The organism is Pedobacter sp. BMA, assembly GCF_001027745.1.
Taxonomy (GTDB): Bacteria; Bacteroidota; Bacteroidia; order Sphingobacteriales; family Sphingobacteriaceae; genus Pedobacter.
The window spans coordinates 39,039-57,257 of record NZ_LECU01000007.1 but is presented as its reverse complement, the minus strand read 5'-3'; the positions used below and the strand labels follow the sequence as shown (position 1 = coordinate 57,257).

The following is an 18,219-nucleotide window of genomic DNA, read 5'->3' as shown; positions in this document are numbered from 1 at the left end:
ATGGCTCAGAAAAAACACTTCTTCCTCATTCTTATATTAGGCTCACTGGCAGCACTCGGTCCCTTTTCAATCGATATGTACCTGCCTGGCTTTGTCGATATTGCCAATGACCTTAAAAGTACAGAATCTACAGTTGCCTTATCCTTGTCCAGCTTTTTTATCGGTATCTCGGCTGGTCAGCTCTTATACGGACCGCTGTTAGACAAATTCGGAAGGAAAAAGCCGCTTTATTTCGGGCTGGCCTTATACATTGTGGCCTCTTTTCTGTGTTTGGCCGTTACCGATGTAAACCAGTTGATCATATTGAGATTTGTGCAGGCCATCGGGAGTTGTGCTACTGCAGTGGCGTCTGTGGCTATGGTTCGCGATCTTTTCTCTGTAGAAGACAGTCCAAAGGTCTTTGCATCGCTTATGCTCGTGATTGCCGTTTCCCCTATGCTTGCGCCAACTGCAGGCGGGTATCTTATTTCAGCCTTAGGTTGGAAATATGTATTTGTATTTCTTGGCCTTATGGCCATTTTTATCTTGCTGGCTTCCATATTCAAACTTCCTGAAAGTTACAAGCCCGACCCAACTTACTCTTTAAAACCCAGGCCCATCATCAATAGCTTTTTGTCTGTTTTAAAAGAGCCACAGTTTTCCACTTACGCACTCATCAGCTCCATTACCTTCTCTGGTTTGTTTGCTTATGTATCATCGTCGCCAACAGTTTTCATGAAGATATATGAGGTAAGTAAAACTGGCTATGGCTGGATCTTTGCCCTGCTGTCGGTTGCATTTATCGGTTCAAGTCAGCTTAACAGCATGATTTTGAAGTGGTTCAGCAGTAAACAGATTGTAACCTGGGCACTATTGGCACAATGCGGTTTCAGTTTAATTTTTCTGGTTTTTGCCTTCAATAACTGGTTAAACCTATATTCAACCATTGGCTTTATCGCGCTGTTTTTATGTTGCTTAGGTTTCATTAATCCAAATGCTGCAGCATTGTCTCTGGCGCCGTTCACTAAAAACGCCGGTAGCGCATCAGCTTTAATGGGCGCTACACAAATGGGTTTAGGCGCTTTAGCATCCGTAATAGTCAGTTTATTTAGTGAACATTCCGTGGTGCCCATGCCCCTGGTTATGACTATTGCTGCTTTTACTGCTCTATTGTGTTTTCTCATCGGCAGAAGATTTATCAAAAATGAAGTCGCAGCCTCAGCTGATGCAGCTGTTGTTGGTCATTAGTCTGTTTCTGCCCCAATAGTCATTTTAAGCTAATCTTAGGTTTTCTAAAATGTCTCAGGTGGTGAAAATGCGCCCCATCCTACCACTTCTTTCTCTTTTTTTACTACTTTCGCTTATAACATGTTGAACATACAATCAAAACTTCCTGGTGTAGGCACCACCATTTTCTCGGTGATGTCGAAACTCGCGGCAGAACACAAAGCCATAAATCTATCACAGGGTTTTCCCGATTACCCCAGCGACCCCAAATTGACTGAGCTGGTTCATAAAGCCATGAAGGACGGTTTCAATCAATATGCACCAATGCCGGGTAATATCCTGTTGAAGGAGACCATCACCCAAAAGGTGCACAACATGTACGGCATCAGCTATAATCCCGATACCGAAGTAACTGTAACTGCCGGTGGCACCCAGGCTATTTTTACCGCCCTGGCCACTATTATCAACCCTGGAGACGAGGTCATTATATTCGAGCCTGCTTACGATTGTTACGCACCTACCATAAGACTTTTCGGAGGTCTGGTGAAAACCTACGAACTTACCCCACCGGCTTATGGTATCGATTGGGATATGGTGAAGAAACTTTTCACGGCAAATACCAGGATGATCATTCTGAATTCTCCGCAAAACCCATCCGGTAGCATATTATCTGATGAAGATATGCAGGCGCTGATCAAACTTGTTAGCGGAACAGACATTTTGATCCTGAGCGATGAAGTGTATGAACACCTGATTTATGATGGCCAGCAGCACAAAAGTGTAATGCTTTATCCTGAATTAAGGGAGAGAAGTTTCATCGTTGCCTCTTTTGGAAAACTTTTGCACGCCACTGGCTGGAAGCTAGGATATTGCCTTGCACCCGAAAAACTGACCAAAGAATTTAGGAAAGTACACCAATTTAACGTTTTCAGCGTTAATAGTCCCATGCAGCAAGCCATTGCCGAATACCTTCAGGATCCGGAAAATTATACAGGCATCACTTCATTTTTTGAGGAGAAACGAAATTACTTTAGGGGATTGCTGGCCGCAAGTCGTTTTGAACTATTGCCCTGCCATGGTTCCTATTTTCAGAGTGCAAGTTACGCGCACTTCAGCGATGAAAAAGATACAGACTTCAGCATCAGGCTGATCAAAGAATTTGGTGTGGCCACCATCCCGGTTTCAGCATTTTACCAGAAATCAACCGACCACAAAATTATAAGATTTTGTTTCGCCAAAGAAAACTCAACCCTTCTGCAGGCGGCAGAAAAATTAAAGAATGTTTAACTCATCCCGTTAAAATAAACATATGGAAGCACCTCTTTACACTCAAATAGAGAATCTGAAAGTTACTGTTTTTCAGGCTTACCTGTTTTGGGAAAACATCGAGAAGAATTTACAAAACCTCACTCTTCGTTTATCTATGGGCGTGCGTGAAAAAACGGATCTGATTGTTTTACCTGAAATGTTTAACAGCGGCTTCAGCATGAACGCCGAAGCCCTCGCCGAAGAGATGGGTGGCTTTACCATGCAATGGATGCAAAAAATAGCCCACCAGTACAATTGCGTAGTCACCGGAAGCTTAATAATTAAGGAAAACGGACAATACTATAACCGGATGATCTGGATGGAGCAAAATGGCGAATATCAGAAATATGATAAGCACCATTTATTTGGGATGGGTGAAGAAGATGAGAACTTTAGCGCAGGGCATGATAAACTGATTGTAACCCTTAAAGGCTGGAAAATAAGACTGGCAATTTGCTACGACTTGCGCTTCCCGGTATGGTTACGAAATCAAAATGAGGAATATGATATTCTCTTGCTCATCGCCAGCTGGCCTGATAAGCGTTCATCACATTGGAAAGCACTGATTCCCGCAAGGGCAATCGAAAACCAGAGCTACGTAATTGGCGTTAACCGCGTAGGGCACGATGGCAACCAGATATACCACAGTGGCCATTCTATGTGTATCGATCCTTATGGAAGTACCATCTATTATAAACCTGAAGATGAAGATCTCTATACCTTCAGTATTAATTATGAGGAATTGGTAAAGGTAAGGCGACAGTTTCCTTTCTTAAAAGATGCAGATCATTTCACCATCAGTTAAGTAATACTGATCAAATCAACGATTAACCACTCACTAGCCTAACGATTATGGGTCTGACTAGTTAAACGATTAACCAGTTCAGCAAACTAAGTATTGAATTATTGAACCGAAAACAACAAACAAACCCTATTATAACACCAATGTTTAACCGCCGCAAATTTATAATGGCCTCTGCCCTTTCAGCAGGATTACTAGCTATTGACAAAACCAGCATGGCTGATGCCCTTCCCCGATCAACAGCCATCAAAGCCAATCTACCCATTGTCATTTCAACATGGGACTTCGGTATTGCCGCCAATGCCGATGCATGGAAAGTACTTTCAAAAGGCGGAAAAGCCCTGGATGCCGTAGAGCAAGGCGTCTGGGTACCCGAAGCTGATGAAAAAAACCAGTCAGTGGGTTATGGTGGTCTGCCCGATCGTGACGGAAAGGTTACCCTGGATGCCTGCATCATGGATGAACAAGGCAATTGCGGTGCCGTACTCGCCCTCGAACACATTAAACACCCTATATCTGTAGCCCGTAAGGTAATGGAAAAAACACCTCACGTCATGCTTGCAGGTGATGGTGCCCTTCAGTTTGCTTTAGAACAGGGCTTCAAAAAAGAGAATCTGCTTACCCCCTCAAGCGAAAAGGCCTGGAAAGAATGGCTCAAAACAGCAAAGTACGAGCCTGTAATGAACATTGAAAATAAACTGTACGAAAAGGCTGCGCCTCAAAAACTACCAGGAAACCAATATAATCACGACACCATTGGAATGCTGGCAATAGATGCCCAGGGTAATATTTCTGGTGCATGTACCACCAGTGGCATGGCCTATAAACTGCATGGCAGAATTGGTGACAGCCCGATTATCGGTGCCGGCTTATATGTCGATAACGAGGTTGGTGGCGCAACGTCAACGGGTGTTGGCGAAGAAGTAGTGCGTAACGTAGGCTCCTTTCTTGTAGTCGAACTCATGCGTCAGGGATATACTCCAGAAGCCGCTTGTAAAGAAGCCGTTATGCGGATCATTAAAAAGAAACCAGAAACAGCAAAAAATATTCAGGTGGGTTTCCTGGCCATCAATAAAAAAGGTGAGTATGGCGCTTATGCCATCCAGCAAGGCTTTAGCTATGCTGTGTGCAATGCCGAAAAACAGGATCTGTTAATTAAAGGAAAAAGTTATTATTAAAATATCCTGCCGCAGTTGATTAGCATTGATGATGAATTGATCTGTTCACCTGCGGCTTACCACCTCATCAAATGAATCAGTTTCAATCAAATTCAACGGCAGTCTGGGCACTGGAAGTATGTGCAAACGGCTATGAATCAGCGCTGGCTGCACAGCAAGGCGGAGCTATCCGTGTGGAGTTTTGCGATAACCTCGCTGAAGGCGGTACCACCCCGAGTTATGGTCAGCTTGCCCTGGCCAAGAGAAATCTTGATATCGAAATCTGGCCGATTATTCGTCCCAGAGGAGGAGATTTTTTATACTCTGATATTGAGTTTAACTTGATGAAAGAGGATGTAAAGAACTGTAAGGCATTAAATTGTGATGGAATAGTCACTGGTTTATTGAATGCGGATGGTAGCATTGATAAAGTACGTACTGCCGAATTAATAGAACTGGCCAGGCCCCTCCCCGTTGCCTTTCACCGGGCGTTTGACATGACCAACAACATGGGAAAAGCCCTTGAAGATCTGATTGAACTGGGGATTGTAAGGGTGTTAAGCTCCGGTGGAGAAACCACTGCATCCAAGGGCGCAGAAACCTTAGCCAGGTTGGTCGCACAAGCTAACGGAAGAATCAGCATCATGCCCGGTGCCGGAATCAATGAAAACAATATCACTGAACTGATTCAGGAAACGGGTGCGACGCAGTTTCATGCTTCAGCCAAAACTTTCGTGGCCAGTAAAATGGTTTTCAGAAATGAGTCGGCAAAAATGGGAACCATCGATGATGAATACCAGTATGAGCTAACATCGCCCGAAAAAGTCAAAGCCCTGGTTAACGTAATTCAGTCATTTTCGAATTCCTGAGCAATCAGGCTTTTGCCTGATCTCCGCTTCCCGGTATGAAATGAAGTCCCGGAGTAAGGTAGTGAAGTAAAATCACTCTCGAGTACCTGTAATTAAAAGGCGAACATAACAGCACACCGAATAAAATTAAGCCCACATAGTACCACAGATTTTCATAAACCAAATCCAGGCCCAGTATATACGATGCCACTCCTATCGTTATAATTTCGGCCACATTCATCGCGTAACTCACAAACATGGCGACATAAAAGAAGCCGGGCTCCCGCTCAAATTTGAGATTGCAATGCGGGCAGTTTACATTCGTTTTCTGAAGTCTGAAAGAATACGCGTTCCCCGAAAAGATTTCTCCTTTACGGCAACGTGGACATTTGCACTGAATAAAAGCCTGAAATTTAGATAGCTCTGCCATGATGTGTTGTTTAACAGTACAAATGTAGGTTTTTAAAATGCCCTGCATTATGACCTATATCATGTTTTGAACAATATTATAAAGACTAAGGTTTTACTATTTTCCCTTTAATGGTTTGGATCTTCCCTTTTTCTGCAAGCAATTTTACGCCCCTGATTACGGTTTCAACTCTTAGTCCGGTCATATCGGCCAGATCCTGCCGCGTAACCTTCAGGTGGTCACCCTGTTTCACATCCGCCAATAGATAATTGATCATGGTGAGCAGCCGGTGTTCAGCTTTTTCACTGGCAAGCTCCTCCAGCATCATCGATTTATAAAACAACCTGTTGCTTAACGTGTGGATCAGCTCCAGACTGAAATTAGGTTCATTTCCAATCAGGCCGAAAAACTGTTCCCGGTCCACACGAATAATCTCCGAATCTTTACTTGCGATGGTGTAAGCCAGGTAACGGCGGTTTAAAATCAGCGCAGGCTCACCGAAGTATTGGCCGGTTTTAAAAATGCCCTGAATAAACTCCTTGCCATCTTCACTAACCGTAACCATCCGCACTTCACCCGACTTAATGAAATACACATAACGTGGAAGCGCGCCCGGCTCGTAAATTACCGCATCCTTTGGATATTCCTTAGGCATAAAGCCTTTATTGATGATGTGCTGAATATCCATAAATGCGTTTACCCTTAACCTAAGGTTTCTTTCATTAAGCTCGTATAAAACTGTTTCAGGCTAATGCCCATTGCAGCCACCTGCTGCGGAATAAAACTGGTTGCCGTTTGGCCAGGGATGGTATTGATCTCGATAAAATAAAATTTACCTGTACCTTCTTCCAGAAAATAGTCTACACGGACAACACCCCTGCAGTTCAATTTAACATAAATATCTTTAATAATCTGGTGCACCCTGGCGTATTCCTCATCGTTCATATCGCCGGGTGTAATTTCCTTAGTTGCCCCCGGGGTATATTTGGCCTCGAAATCGAAAAATTCATTCGAAGGAATTACTTCGGTGGTTGGCAAAACGGTAATCTCTCCGTTGGCCTTAAACACACCGATGGAAAACTCCCTTCCGCTTACAAATTCCTCTATTAAAACCTGATTATCTTCTTTAAATGCTTTTTCAATCGCTTCATCCAGGTCGTCGGCATGTTTAACTTTGGTCATGCCGATACTGCTGCCGCCACTATTTGGTTTTACGAAATAAGGTAATTTTAACTCTGCTTTGATTTGGCTAACACTATAATCTCCCCCCTTAAAAATCTGTACCGATCTGGCAACGTTCAAATTTGGAATGCCATCCACAATGGCTTTTGTATAACCTTTATTCATCGTGATGGACGAGGTAAGCGCATCGCAGGTAGTATAAGGGATATTGAGCATATCAAAGTAGCCTTGAAGTTTACCATCTTCACCCGGAGCACCGTGGATGGCTATGAAAACGCCTTCAAACTTTATTTTGCGACCTTCCAGTGTAATCGAAAAATCATTCTTATCAACTGCTATCTTCACCGAATCCGCAGGCTCGTAAAACCAGCCCTTATCATTGAGCATAATCTTATAAACATCGTACAAGTCGGAGTCGATATTTTGCGCAATCGTAGCCGCACTTTTTACCGAAACTACCCATTCGCCTGTAGTACCGCCTGTTAACAATGCAATAGTCTTTTTCATGATGAAAATCCTTTATATAAATAGAAATTGATAAGTAAATATATCCTCAAAAATATAAATATCTTTGTGCTTTATTTAATTTTGAGCAACAGAAATAGAAATTGATGGTATCGTTTTTGCGGTTATTGAATCGCAAACCATTCATTGATGACTATTGAAAAATTAAATAAGTACATTTGATTTTATACGCATAAACCCCAGCATTTACCATTCATGTCTAAATTTATAGATTATTTAAAAACCAAGTCTTTCAGAAGCAATCTATTAGCCGCAGTATTAACCGTAATTGGCCTTTTGCTGATTGCATTTTTCAGTCTGAGATATTACACTAAACACGGTCAGGGACTAAACGTACCAACAGTAAAAGGTTTGTCTTTTGAACAGGCTGTTCAGAAACTGGAAGAGGCGGGTTTAAAATATGAAGTTGATTCTGTTTTTATCATGGACCAGCCTGCAGGCATTGTGATTGATCAGGATCCCGATCCTAATACTTTTGTTAAAGATAACAGAACTGTATACCTAACCATCAATGCGGGTAAAATACCAAACACCAAATTCCCTGATATCGCATTTAAAACATTAAGGGAAGCACAGGCCATTATTGAAAGTTCCCGGTTAAAACTGGGCGATACCACATACAAACCCGACGTAAGCAGGGACGTAGTATTGGAAGCCTCTTTTGGCGGCGCACCCATCCAACCCGGCGACATCATCCCCGTAGGATCAAGAATTAATCTGGTACTGGGTGATGGCAGAGGTAACGAAGAAGTAGATGTACCACAGCTGGTGGGCTTAACCGTAGATGAAGCTAAATTCAGCTTGAAAGGTTCCAATTTAACTTTGGGCAATATCATCTACGAAGGCGCCATCACCGACAGCGCAAATGCAGTAATCACCAGGCAAGATCCTATGCCTGCCGATTCCTTAACCAAGGTAGCCATCGGAACAAAAATTAACATTACCTTATCTAATAAACAACCATAACTTTCCGTTAAAGAGAAATGACTGATACAGAAAAAAAGACCATGAGTACTGGCAAAAAAGTTTCGATAACCATCGCCCTGATCATTGTACTGGTGGCGGGTTATTTTGCGTTAAACCTGTACCGCCTGTACTTTGCCCCTAACATTACTGAGAACCAGAAATATTTATATATTAAAACCGGGAGTAGTTACGATCAGCTGGTGGCTAACCTGAAACAAAAAGACATCGTAAAAAGTATCTCAGCCTTCACCGCTGCGGCCGGAAAAATGAACCTGGCAAATAATGTAAAGCCCGGCCGGTACCGCTTAACCCATGGCATGACGAACAGAACGCTGATCAATATGATTAAAGCAGGCAACCAGGATCCGGTTAAGCTGAAGTTTCAAAATATCCGTAAAAAAGAAAACTTTGCAGCCTATCTGGCCAGCAATCTTGAAGCCGATTCCCTCAGCTTTATTCAGGTGCTGGATTCCACTGCACTCATCAGTAAATATGGGTTCAATCAGGATAATATCTATGCGATGTTTATTCCGAACACCTATGAAATGTACTGGAATATCTCGCCTGTTGAATTCTTTGAACGTATGCACAAGGAATATGATTCCTTCTGGACTGCTGAGCGCAAACAGAAGGCAGCCAGTTTAAATCTGACACCGGCGCAGGTCTACACCCTTGCATCCATAGTAGATGCCGAAGCACTTTATGATAAAGAAATGCCCATCATCGCCGGTTTATATCTGAACAGGTTAAACAAAGGTATTCTATTGCAGGCCGATCCTACTGTAATTTTTGCCAATAACGATTTCACCGTAAAAAGGGTAACCGGTAAGTTGCTTCAGGTGCAATCGCTTTACAACACTTACAAATATGCAGGTTTGCCTCCGGGCCCGATCATGATGCCAAGCATCAAAGCCATCGATGCCGTATTAAACCGTGATCAGAACAATTATATTTACATGTGTGCCAAAGAAGATTTTTCAGGATACCACAATTTTGCCGAAACCAAAGCACAACATGAAATTAACGCCAGGAAATATCGCGAAGCTTTAAATAAAAGAAATATCTTCAGATAATGTTTACTTACGAAACTAAAGTGAGGGTTCGCTATGCTGAAACCGATCAAATGGGTGTAGTACACCACGGTAACTACGCTCAATATTATGAAATTGCCCGAACGGAATGCTTTGAAGCCTGTTCAGGCATGTCCTACGAATCAATGGAAGCTGAAGGGGTTATGCTCCCTATTCTCGAAATGACCTCGAAGTTTTTGAAGCCTGCTTTATATAATCAGGTGTTAACAGTAAAATCGATTGTAAAAGGTTTGCCGACCGTACGGCTAAAGGTCGATTACGAGATATATAATGAGTCAAAGGAGTTGATTAATATCGCTTCAACCACACTGGTTTTCGTAGACAAGGTAACAAGAAGACCTTGCCATCCGCCAAAAAGTTTTATGGAGCATGTTAGTCAATACTTTTAGTTAATTCAATGGAATGGTTACACCGGCAATTATTACATCTTAAGTTCTATTCGAGGTTTATCGAATGGACTAAAGGATGCATATTACCCGGATTTAGCCCGCTTCCACTGTATACAGTTGCCACTTTCTTTTTTCGGGAAATAGGAAAAGACACCCTGGTAAATAAATCCTCTTCACTGGCGTACAGCTTTATGCTGGCCATTTTTCCAGGGATTATCTTCCTCTTTACACTCATCCCATTTATCCCGATCAATGGATTCCAGGATCAGCTGCTGAACTTAATTCAGCTGGTGTTGCCCCGCAATGCCTACGAAGCCTTTGAAACAACACTTAAAGATATTGTTAAAAACCAGAATACAGGATTACTATCTTTCGGATTTTTATCAGCTATATTTTTTGCTACCAATGGCGTTAAAAACCTGATGAAAGCTTTCAATAAGTCGTCCCTGATCATCGAAACGCGGAGCTGGCTCAGGCAGCGCCTCATTGCCTTTATTCTTACTTGTGTTATCTGCTTCTCTATTATCGTGTGCATCAGCGCCATGGCTATTGGTGAGGTACTGCTAACCAGTATTAAGGATGAGTTACACATCAAAGCAGGCTTACTGGTTTACATCATTCAGTTTTCGCGTTGGGCAATTCTGGCCGTGTTGTATTTCACCACCATCTCCATTTTATACCGTTATGGGCCATCACATACCAAAAAATGGAAGTTATTTAGTGCCGGTGCCTGGTTAGCTACCCTCCTGGCATTTGTGACCATCTGGGGCTTTTCTTTTTACATTAACCACTTTGCTTCATACAATAAAGTTTACGGATCCATAGGTACTTTAATCGTGATTATGATCTGGCTGTACCTCAACTCCCTCATTCTGCTGATTGGTTTTGAGCTGAATGCGAGTGTTGATGTGAGTAAAAGAAGCGTGAAGATTATCCGGCCCACCTTCAATTTATTCAAAAAATCAGCTCCTATCGAGGATGATTTACATAAGAAATAATTTTTTCCTCCTCATTGTTAAGTAATTATCAATTTAATATAAAAAAAAGACCTCCGCAGTTTGCAGATTTAACCAGAGTTCGTACTTTTGCCTCCGGAAAGCTGGCAGAGTGGTCGAATGCGGCAGTCTTGAAAACTGTTGACTGTAACAGGTCCGGGGGTTCGAATCCCTCGCTTTCCGCACAAAAAATGAAAGCCCGACGATAGTCGGGCTTTCATTTTTTCCAGTCCACCTCAAGTCTACCCCAACTCCACCTTTTCTCTACGTCCAATCTACCCCAACAGGCAGGTAACTCCGGGAAAACCTCGAGTCAACTGGCCAACGAACCCGGATAATAAGAATATACCCCACAAAAAAAAGGATGCCCATGATCAATGAACATCCTTTTTTCAATTCCTGTACAAACTCACTACAGACCTTACAAAGTAGTGGTAAATCAGAATAATTAGTTTACATGCTGGATCGCTGTGATTAATCCACCTTCAACTTTTAAACCTCTGGTTGCCGTGCGTGTAGAGGCATTAATTTTATAAACCCAGGTAGTGCCATCAGTTAAGTTTACCCCAACGTATCCTGTTGTTCCATCTTTTGGCGAGTAGTTAGTAGTTGTAATGCTGGCAACGCTTGCTGCATCAGGAAAGCCGGTTACCAGGTTCACTGTTTTAGCAGACACATCTACAATAGCTAATCGCTTGCCGGCAACATACGCACCTTTAGTCGCTTTAGGCTCAACGTTTGCCACAAATTTGTTCTGACCCACATATAACCAGTTGGTAATTACGTAACCGTTCGAAGCGGCTTCAAAATCCATATAGTAAGTTTGATCAAACTCAGTAGTTCCCGATTTAATTCTGGTAATTGCAGATGGTTTCGTGGAAGTATATACACCACCTTTAACAGCCACAGATGATGAAAATGCATAAGTATCGCCGTTTTCAACTATGCCTAAGCCATCAGTAAAATACCTGCCAATAAAACTTGTTCTGGTATCCTTAATGGTTTTTTCATAGGTCATCGAAGGATATGAATAAACTGCAATACCTGCATAATCCGGGTATTCGGTTTCAAAAGTACGGCCGGTGATGGAGAAGAATGGCGCAAACACCTTCGTGCCAACCTGAGTCAACCAGCTAAAGTGAGCAATTTCGCCATTACCAGATGGTAAAACAGCATCTAAAGTACCCTCAGCGGTTTGCTTGTTCGTTTCCGAACTCACAATATACCAGTTAGCCAAAGTTGCTCCGGTGGCCGCATATGCTCTCGGAACTTTAACCATCAGGATATCATTATTAACAGGCGCAAAAGCCTGAACAGTAGCAGCGGTAAAATCATTTAGTTTGGTTAATTTACCACTTTGAACGCCGTAAACGGTTACCGCACCAGGATTTCCCTGGCCGTATAGCATACTGAAAAATTTATTGCCCAGTGTTACATAATAACGGTAGGTACCGTCCTGTTCTACTCCATTACCGATAATAGAAACTGATCCCGATTCAAGATTGCTCGCCGTTACCAGGTAATCGGCTACACCGGTCGAAGCTACAGGAGTTACTGCAAGTACGTAATTGCCTGGATTTTCAGGAACATCATTATTGCTTTTTTTACACGCACTGAATGCAGCCGTAAATGCCAGCGCTACCAGCGCTTTTGTAATTGTTGATTTCATATTGGTTTTTTTAATAATTAAGATTTATTGATAAAGTATCGAAGGTTGAGGTAAAAGCCACGACCTGGTTTTTGCAAGCTGAAATTGTCGAACAGCGGTTTATCTGTAATATTTCTTGCTTCGAATGAGATGTTATACCGTCCGTTTTTTATACTGTATACAAGATTAAGATCATGGGCCATCTGCATGGGAATTACTTTTTTATCGGCAGCAGCATCTTTGCTTCCAAGACTTGGCCAGTAAAGCCAGAATGCATGAACATATAATAAATTATATCCAATGGTTAGATTGTTGCCTTTTTTACCGAAATCAGTGAATGTGGTACTTACATCGGTATTACCAAAGAGATATGGGATATTTGGCATCTGGTCAAGGTAAACTGGACTTTCGCCATTGTAACCCGGCTCGTATTGCTGTAAGTTCTGCAAATACTGATAGGTAATGGTTGTTCCTGCAGATAACCAGTTTTTGTAGGAATATCGTATTTCTGCATCCGCCCCAAGCGTGCGAACCCCTTCTCGGTTATCTGCAACAGTCTTAGTTTGGTTATTGTTAAGCCTGTTATAAATAAAATCGGCTGAATAGCGGTAAACACCGTTTGCCGTTAACGAAAAACGGTTAATCTCATTGATCTGGAAACTATAAATTAAACCCAAATTGAGGTTGTCACTTCTCTCAGGCTTTAATGCAGGATTAGCTTCCTGATTTTCAAGGTCACCAAAAATTTCGGTTGCCTCAGGCATTCTGTTCGTGAGTTCGTAAGAAGTTCTGAGCTGTACATTCCGGTTGAAGAAGTAGGCTAAAGCAAGTCCGTAACCCAACTTCTCGGTCGAAGAAGAGATGCCTCTGCTGCCAATCAAATTATTCTGATAGATATATTTCCCGAAAACACTGCTGCTCCATTTGTTATCTACAGCATAGCTATAACCAAAACCCAGTACATTTTTGTTCACTTTTTTAGCTGGATCTGAAGCGTTGTTATCTGGATAAAGAATGTTGTCCGTTTTACGGTTAAAAGTGGAGAATACATTGTTTATAGCTACAGAATGATGAGGAGCAATCTGATAGCTAACCATCGCCGTAGCCAGGCCGTTGTTATTGGTAAACTTAGATAGCTGACCACCTTCGCGCTCGCCCATGGTAGCTTTTGGATCACGTATACCATCCCAGTCATATTTCGCATAGGCCGTATCAATCGTTTTTTCGAAACCCAGATTATAGTTGGCATTTAGCGTTACATCTAAACCCTTAACCAAATTGGATTTTTTGTATTTTAATGATGGCATAATTATCGTTCCGCGCCTGTGCAGCTGGCCGAAAACAGCATCAGGCCTTGCCCCTGTTTGTATCTCCTTGTAGTTTTGTCCCAGCGTAATGCCCAGCAGAAGATTATCAGCAAACTTTTTACCTACCAGGCCAACATTTGCAATCAGCGTTTCGTTATGGTAGGTATCATTGAACCTCCTTAAAGAAGTTGCCGTAGTTCCCTGAACGTTTGCAAGCAGGCGCTGCGGTAAATCTGTCTTATAATCATTATCCGAATAATTCTGGAACGCACTCAGTTGAAAAGTAACCCCCGATTTTGTAGTTGCAGCAGCATTAACCACCGAACGGTGGGTGTTGAAGCTTCCATACGAATACGATGCATCGATATAATTCCTTTTAGTGTTCCCGGTTACAATGTTTACCGCACCGCCCAACGCATCTGAGCCCAGCCACATCGGCACTACGCCTTTGTATACCTCTACCCTTTCTGCCACATTAATTGGAATATTATTGATCTGGAAAGAAGATCCGAAATTATCCATCGGGATCCCGTCAATAAAATAGCGGATATGATTTCCGGAGAAGCCATTCAACGAAACATTGAAGCTAGATCCTACTCCACCGGTTTCGCGTACACGTACACCGGCAACCTTATCCAGCGCACCCGAAATATCCAGCGTGGTGTTGTAAAGTTTTGTCGCATCGATAGCTGTAACATTAAATGCCTGGCGGTTTACCTCCTGCGCTTTCGTGCGGCCCAGTACGTTTACTGTTTCCATTTGAGCTGCATCTTCAGCAATAGTCACGTTCAGTTTGAAGTCCTGTCCCGCATTCAGTCTGATGTCCCTCTTTTGTGTTTTAAAGCCTATTGCGCTGATGTGAATGCTGTAAGCACCCGGGGCAATGTTCGTGATCTGGAAAACGCCATTGGCATCCGAGATCGTGCCATAGTTTGATTTTTGAATCTTAATAGTCGCCCCTGGAATGGGGTCGCCATTATCCCCTTTAACGATACCTGAAACGGTAGAAGTTAAATTTTGGGCGTAGCTGAAAATTACGTAGGCACATAGTATACCCGTTAGCAAAATTTTCTTAATTTGCATGACTTTTAACAGAGATTAAAGGTGAGCCGGTTTCCGGTTAGCCACACGGGTCCGAAACCGTGTGGCATTTTTTTTATGTCGCAAATATAGGGGTTATTTAGACTTGATCCAAATAAGAAGTACTAAATGTCAAATCAACTTAAAGCCGCTGAAAAAGAATTGGTTAAAGGCATGTCTTGCCTAAATCACCTAAAAATGTTACAAAATGGTGCAAACGGTCATCGATGCAAGTGACCCTTTTATCGAATAGATTAGGAAAATCCAGAGAAAAAGAAAAAGGGTTAGCCATTTCAATGGCCAACCCTTTTTCAATATAAATGAAGTTAAATCTGATTATGCTTTCGTAGCGCTTTTCGATTCACTCTTTTTAATCTGTGCATTGATGCGGTCCAATACATCGTAAATGTCGAATGGTTTACTGATATAATCGTCAGCGAACGCATCTATTGCCTTCTGCTCACTGTTATTCTGTGCCGACATCACAATAATCGGAATGTGTTTAGTAAATATATCTGTTTTTAAATCCTCGCAAATCTCTGCGCCGTTACCATCTGGTAACATCACATCCAATAAGAAAAGATCAGGCATGGCATCCTGAATGTTTTGTTTCAATTCTGCAAATGATGATGAAAGCTGAAGTTCAAAGCCTTCTTCCTCTAATAAAATCTGAATTACATTTCTAATTTCCTGATCATCTTCAAGGATGTGTATTCTCTTTTTTTCCATTTCTCAATTATACGTTTGGGTTAATTCGAATAGGGTTGGTTTCTATACGATAGTAACAGTAACACCTAAACCCTCTAAATGTTTTACAATTTGTTCAGAAATTCCTTTATCTGTGATAATGTGATCTATTTCTTCCAGTCCGCAGATTTTTCCAAATCCCCTTTTACCGAATTTGGTAGAATCAGCCAGTACAATCGTCTTCTGCGACACACTGATCATCTTCCGGTTCAAATGGGCCTCCATGGCATTGGTAGTGGTTAAACCAAAATCCAGGTCTATTCCATCCACACCTAAAAACAGTTTGTTAAAATAAAAATCCTGCAGGATCATGTCTGCATAAGGACCTAAAACTGACGATGAACTTTTACGTAAAATCCCGCCCAGTTGAATCACTTCAACATTTGGTTCGCGTTGCAGTTCAAGCGCTACGTTCAATGCCGAAGTAACAACAGTTAAATTTGCTGTTGGTGTAATGTTTTTTGCAAAATAAAGGACTGTTGTACCTGATGCAATGGCAATGGAATCATTATCGTTTAACAGCGCCGCCGCCGCCGCTCCTATCTTGTTTTTTTCAGATGATTGTATCTTCTCTTTCTCATTTACCGGGCGGTCAACAGTGTACGGATTATTAACGGTGGCGCCCCCGTGTGTTCTAAAAAGTAAGCTCTTATCCTCCAGAAGTTTTAAATCCTTTCTTATTGTAACCGACGAAACTTTCAACTCCTTACACAAATCAACAACATTAATGTACTGGTCACGTTGTAAACGACTCAAAATAAACTGGTGCCTTTCAGCCAAATTCATCATAGATATATATAATTAACTTGGTGCAAAATAGCAATAAAAACATTCTCACAAATATTTTACATCATTATTTAATGTTTTTTTAATCCTGTGTCTTGTATGCTTGTGGTTTTTATTTTATATAATTACCCATTGTTTCGTTTTGTTGCATTTTGTTAATGAAGAGGTTCCATCAATCACATATTCCACCCGGTACAGTTTTCGATATTATCATCATTGGCGGTGGTGCAACCGGATTAGGAACTGCTTTAGATGCGGCCTCCAGAGGATTTAATACCCTTCTGGTCGAGCAATCTGATTTTGCCAAAGGCACTTCCAGCAGAAGTACCAAACTGGTTCATGGAGGGGTGCGCTACCTGGCACAGGGTGATGTCGATCTCGTAAAACACGCCTTAAAAGAACGCGGCCTTCTGTGGCACAATGCCCGGCACCTCGTCAGTAAAGAAGAGTTTCTGATCCCTTGTTACAGCTGGTTTTCGGTAATTAAATACCTTGCCGGACTCACATTATACGACTGGCTCGCAGGGAAATATAGTTTTGGAAAGTCGAAATACTTTTCCCGAAAAAAGAGTATAGCCAAAATGCCTGGTATAAAAGAAAAGGGCTTAAGGGGATGTATCAGTTACTATGACGGGAAATTTGACGATGCCCGCCTGGCCGTTAATCTGGCGCAAACGGCCGTGCGATACGGTGCGACATTGCTTACATATACCAAAGTTACCGGATTAACCACAGCCAGTAGCGGAAACATCAATGGTGTGGTAACGGAGGATGTGATTACAGGTAATAAATCAATCTTCAGCGCCAGGGTGGTGATCAATGCCACGGGTGTGTTTGTGGATGATATCATCAAAATGAGTAATGCGCAGGCCCGGCCAATGGTTCGCCCCAGTCAGGGAGTACATATTGTACTGCACAAGCACTTCCTGAACACTGAAGCAGCGCTCATGATTCCCAAAACCTCCGATGGCAGGGTTTTATTTGCTGTTCCCTGGCATGGTCATGTTTTGGTGGGCACTACCGATACCCCTTTAAAGGAACATCTTCTGGAGCCCCGGGCACTTCAGGAAGAGATTAATTTTATTTTAAAAACCGCAGGATTATACCTTGCTCAAAAGCCATTGGCTGAAGATATACTCAGCGTATTTTCCGGACTCCGGCCATTGGCGGCAACTACCAACTCCGCAAAGAAAAGCACAAAGGAAATCAGCAGAGACCATAAGCTGGTTGTATCGCCTCAAAACCTGATCACCATCACTGGAGGTAAATGGACTACCTATAGAAAAATGGCAGAGGAAACCGTAGAACTGGCCATCAGCCGCGCAGAGCTGCAACCCAGGGCTTGCGTCACCCAAAACCTCCCCATTCACGGTTCAACGGAAGCGACTGACTGTCACTATCTGAATATCTATGGTACCGACCGGCTAAAGATAGAGCAACTGATCATGGAGAATCCTGCACTAAATCAGAATCTTCATCCCGGTTTCCCCCACGTGCAGGCAGAGGTGGTATGGATTGCACAACATGAAATGGCTGAAACGGTGGAGGACATACTAGCGCGCAGGTTAAGGATACTATTTGTAGATGCAAAAGCTGCAAAAGAGATGGCTCCCACCGTCGCTAAACTTATGGCTGCCGTTTTTCGGTTCGACCAGGCCTGGGAACAAGCGCAGGTGCAGCAATTCCACGCGCTGGCCAATGGCTATCTCGGCGACTTCCAATTCTCAGCAAAATCGCTATCTTTGGAATCAGGTGATCAATGTTAATCTGATC

General features: G+C 42.5%; 17 protein-coding genes and 1 tRNA gene. 11 read left to right on the top strand and 7 right to left on the bottom strand.

Annotated elements, in window-relative coordinates:
• From AB669_RS16680 to AB669_RS16660, 5 genes are all read left to right on the top strand, one after another.
• Window positions 1–1,227 (top strand): multidrug effflux MFS transporter, encoded by a 1,227-nt coding sequence (locus tag AB669_RS16680; protein ID WP_047800484.1) that lies wholly within the window; start codon window positions 1–3, stop codon window positions 1,225–1,227.
• A gap of 120 nt (window positions 1,228–1,347) precedes the next feature.
• Complete coding sequence (locus tag AB669_RS16675) at window positions 1,348–2,493, top strand: methionine aminotransferase (RefSeq protein ID WP_047800483.1); 1,146 nt, start codon at window positions 1,348–1,350, stop codon at window positions 2,491–2,493.
• 22 nt (window positions 2,494–2,515) lie between these two features.
• The gene (locus AB669_RS16670) at window positions 2,516–3,319 is read left to right on the top strand and encodes a nitrilase family protein (protein WP_197082424.1); all 804 of its coding nucleotides are present in this window, start codon (window positions 2,516–2,518) and stop codon (window positions 3,317–3,319) included.
• Window positions 3,320–3,459: 140 nt separating this feature from the next.
• Complete coding sequence (locus tag AB669_RS16665; protein WP_047800482.1) at window positions 3,460–4,494, top strand: N(4)-(beta-N-acetylglucosaminyl)-L-asparaginase; 1,035 nt, start codon at window positions 3,460–3,462, stop codon at window positions 4,492–4,494.
• 71 nt (window positions 4,495–4,565) lie between these two features.
• The gene (locus tag AB669_RS16660; protein WP_047800481.1) at window positions 4,566–5,342 is read left to right on the top strand and encodes a copper homeostasis protein CutC; all 777 of its coding nucleotides are present in this window, start codon (window positions 4,566–4,568) and stop codon (window positions 5,340–5,342) included.
• A gap of 4 nt (window positions 5,343–5,346) precedes the next feature.
• Here AB669_RS16660 and AB669_RS16655 read toward each other — a convergent pair whose 3' ends face one another.
• From AB669_RS16655 to AB669_RS16645, 3 genes are all read right to left on the bottom strand, one after another.
• The gene (locus tag AB669_RS16655) at window positions 5,347–5,751 is read right to left on the bottom strand and encodes a DUF983 domain-containing protein (protein WP_082120726.1); all 405 of its coding nucleotides are present in this window, start codon (window positions 5,749–5,751) and stop codon (window positions 5,347–5,349) included.
• Window positions 5,752–5,836: 85 nt separating this feature from the next.
• The gene (locus AB669_RS16650) at window positions 5,837–6,418 is read right to left on the bottom strand and encodes a Crp/Fnr family transcriptional regulator (RefSeq protein ID WP_047800479.1); all 582 of its coding nucleotides are present in this window, start codon (window positions 6,416–6,418) and stop codon (window positions 5,837–5,839) included.
• A 14-nt stretch (window positions 6,419–6,432) separates the two neighbouring features.
• Complete coding sequence (locus AB669_RS16645) at window positions 6,433–7,419, bottom strand: D-alanine--D-alanine ligase (RefSeq protein WP_047800478.1); 987 nt, start codon at window positions 7,417–7,419, stop codon at window positions 6,433–6,435.
• A 213-nt stretch (window positions 7,420–7,632) separates the two neighbouring features.
• Here AB669_RS16645 and AB669_RS16640 point away from each other — a divergent pair, with 213 nt between their 5' ends.
• From AB669_RS16640 to AB669_RS16620, 5 genes are all read left to right on the top strand, one after another.
• The gene (locus AB669_RS16640) at window positions 7,633–8,403 is read left to right on the top strand and encodes a PASTA domain-containing protein (protein WP_047800477.1); all 771 of its coding nucleotides are present in this window, start codon (window positions 7,633–7,635) and stop codon (window positions 8,401–8,403) included.
• 17 nt (window positions 8,404–8,420) lie between these two features.
• On the top strand, window positions 8,421–9,476 hold the full coding sequence (gene mltG, locus AB669_RS16635) for an endolytic transglycosylase MltG (protein ID WP_047800476.1): 1,056 nt from the start codon (window positions 8,421–8,423) through the stop codon (window positions 9,474–9,476).
• Window positions 9,476–9,883, top strand: coding sequence for a thioesterase family protein (locus tag AB669_RS16630; RefSeq protein ID WP_047800475.1), 408 nt, complete (start codon window positions 9,476–9,478; stop codon window positions 9,881–9,883). The genes mltG and AB669_RS16630 overlap by 1 nt, the downstream gene beginning before the upstream one ends.
• 8 nt (window positions 9,884–9,891) lie before the next feature.
• Complete coding sequence (locus AB669_RS16625; protein ID WP_047800474.1) at window positions 9,892–10,881, top strand: YihY/virulence factor BrkB family protein; 990 nt, start codon at window positions 9,892–9,894, stop codon at window positions 10,879–10,881.
• A 95-nt stretch (window positions 10,882–10,976) separates the two neighbouring features.
• Window positions 10,977–11,061: transfer RNA gene (locus tag AB669_RS16620), tRNA-Ser, on the top strand.
• A gap of 265 nt (window positions 11,062–11,326) precedes the next feature.
• On the opposite strand, the gene AB669_RS16615 is transcribed toward AB669_RS16620, so the two are convergent.
• From AB669_RS16615 to AB669_RS16600, 4 genes are all read right to left on the bottom strand, one after another.
• Window positions 11,327–12,547, bottom strand: coding sequence for a DUF4374 domain-containing protein (locus AB669_RS16615; protein ID WP_047800473.1), 1,221 nt, complete (start codon window positions 12,545–12,547; stop codon window positions 11,327–11,329).
• A 17-nt stretch (window positions 12,548–12,564) separates the two neighbouring features.
• Window positions 12,565–14,916 carry a TonB-dependent receptor gene (locus AB669_RS16610; protein WP_047800472.1) on the bottom strand — a complete coding sequence of 784 codons (2,352 nt, stop codon included), beginning with the start codon at window positions 14,914–14,916 and terminating at the stop codon, window positions 12,565–12,567.
• Between the two features lie 333 nt (window positions 14,917–15,249).
• Window positions 15,250–15,642 carry a response regulator transcription factor gene (locus tag AB669_RS16605; RefSeq protein WP_047800471.1) on the bottom strand — a complete coding sequence of 131 codons (393 nt, stop codon included), beginning with the start codon at window positions 15,640–15,642 and terminating at the stop codon, window positions 15,250–15,252.
• 42 nt (window positions 15,643–15,684) lie between these two features.
• The gene (locus tag AB669_RS16600; protein WP_047800470.1) at window positions 15,685–16,449 is read right to left on the bottom strand and encodes a DeoR/GlpR family DNA-binding transcription regulator; all 765 of its coding nucleotides are present in this window, start codon (window positions 16,447–16,449) and stop codon (window positions 15,685–15,687) included.
• Between the two features lie 155 nt (window positions 16,450–16,604).
• Here AB669_RS16600 and AB669_RS16595 point away from each other — a divergent pair, with 155 nt between their 5' ends.
• Entirely contained in the window at window positions 16,605–18,212 is a 1,608-nt protein-coding gene (locus AB669_RS16595; protein WP_047800469.1) for a glycerol-3-phosphate dehydrogenase/oxidase, read from the top strand.
• Window positions 18,213–18,219: the final 7 nt, after the last annotated feature.

Coding starts and splice junctions, on each gene's coding strand:
- AB669_RS16610 (WP_047800472.1), bottom strand. CDS start 14,916: ATGCAAATTAAGAAAATTTTGCTAACGGGTATACTATGTGCCTACGTA.
- AB669_RS16600 (WP_047800470.1), bottom strand. CDS start 16,449: ATGATGAATTTGGCTGAAAGGCACCAGTTTATTTTGAGTCGTTTACAA.
- AB669_RS16625 (WP_047800474.1), top strand. CDS start 9,892: ATGGAATGGTTACACCGGCAATTATTACATCTTAAGTTCTATTCGAGG.
- AB669_RS16640 (WP_047800477.1), top strand. CDS start 7,633: ATGTCTAAATTTATAGATTATTTAAAAACCAAGTCTTTCAGAAGCAAT.
- AB669_RS16645 (WP_047800478.1), bottom strand. CDS start 7,419: ATGAAAAAGACTATTGCATTGTTAACAGGCGGTACTACAGGCGAATGG.
- AB669_RS16675 (WP_047800483.1), top strand. CDS start 1,348: ATGTTGAACATACAATCAAAACTTCCTGGTGTAGGCACCACCATTTTC.
- AB669_RS16605 (WP_047800471.1), bottom strand. CDS start 15,642: ATGGAAAAAAAGAGAATACACATCCTTGAAGATGATCAGGAAATTAGA.
- AB669_RS16680 (WP_047800484.1), top strand. CDS start 1: ATGGCTCAGAAAAAACACTTCTTCCTCATTCTTATATTAGGCTCACTG.
- AB669_RS16650 (WP_047800479.1), bottom strand. CDS start 6,418: ATGGATATTCAGCACATCATCAATAAAGGCTTTATGCCTAAGGAATAT.
- AB669_RS16665 (WP_047800482.1), top strand. CDS start 3,460: ATGTTTAACCGCCGCAAATTTATAATGGCCTCTGCCCTTTCAGCAGGA.
- AB669_RS16630 (WP_047800475.1), top strand. CDS start 9,476: ATGTTTACTTACGAAACTAAAGTGAGGGTTCGCTATGCTGAAACCGAT.
- mltG (WP_047800476.1), top strand. CDS start 8,421: ATGACTGATACAGAAAAAAAGACCATGAGTACTGGCAAAAAAGTTTCG.
- AB669_RS16595 (WP_047800469.1), top strand. CDS start 16,605: ATGAAGAGGTTCCATCAATCACATATTCCACCCGGTACAGTTTTCGAT.
- AB669_RS16615 (WP_047800473.1), bottom strand. CDS start 12,547: ATGAAATCAACAATTACAAAAGCGCTGGTAGCGCTGGCATTTACGGCT.
- AB669_RS16655 (WP_082120726.1), bottom strand. CDS start 5,751: ATGGCAGAGCTATCTAAATTTCAGGCTTTTATTCAGTGCAAATGTCCA.
- AB669_RS16670 (WP_197082424.1), top strand. CDS start 2,516: ATGGAAGCACCTCTTTACACTCAAATAGAGAATCTGAAAGTTACTGTT.
- AB669_RS16660 (WP_047800481.1), top strand. CDS start 4,566: ATGAATCAGTTTCAATCAAATTCAACGGCAGTCTGGGCACTGGAAGTA.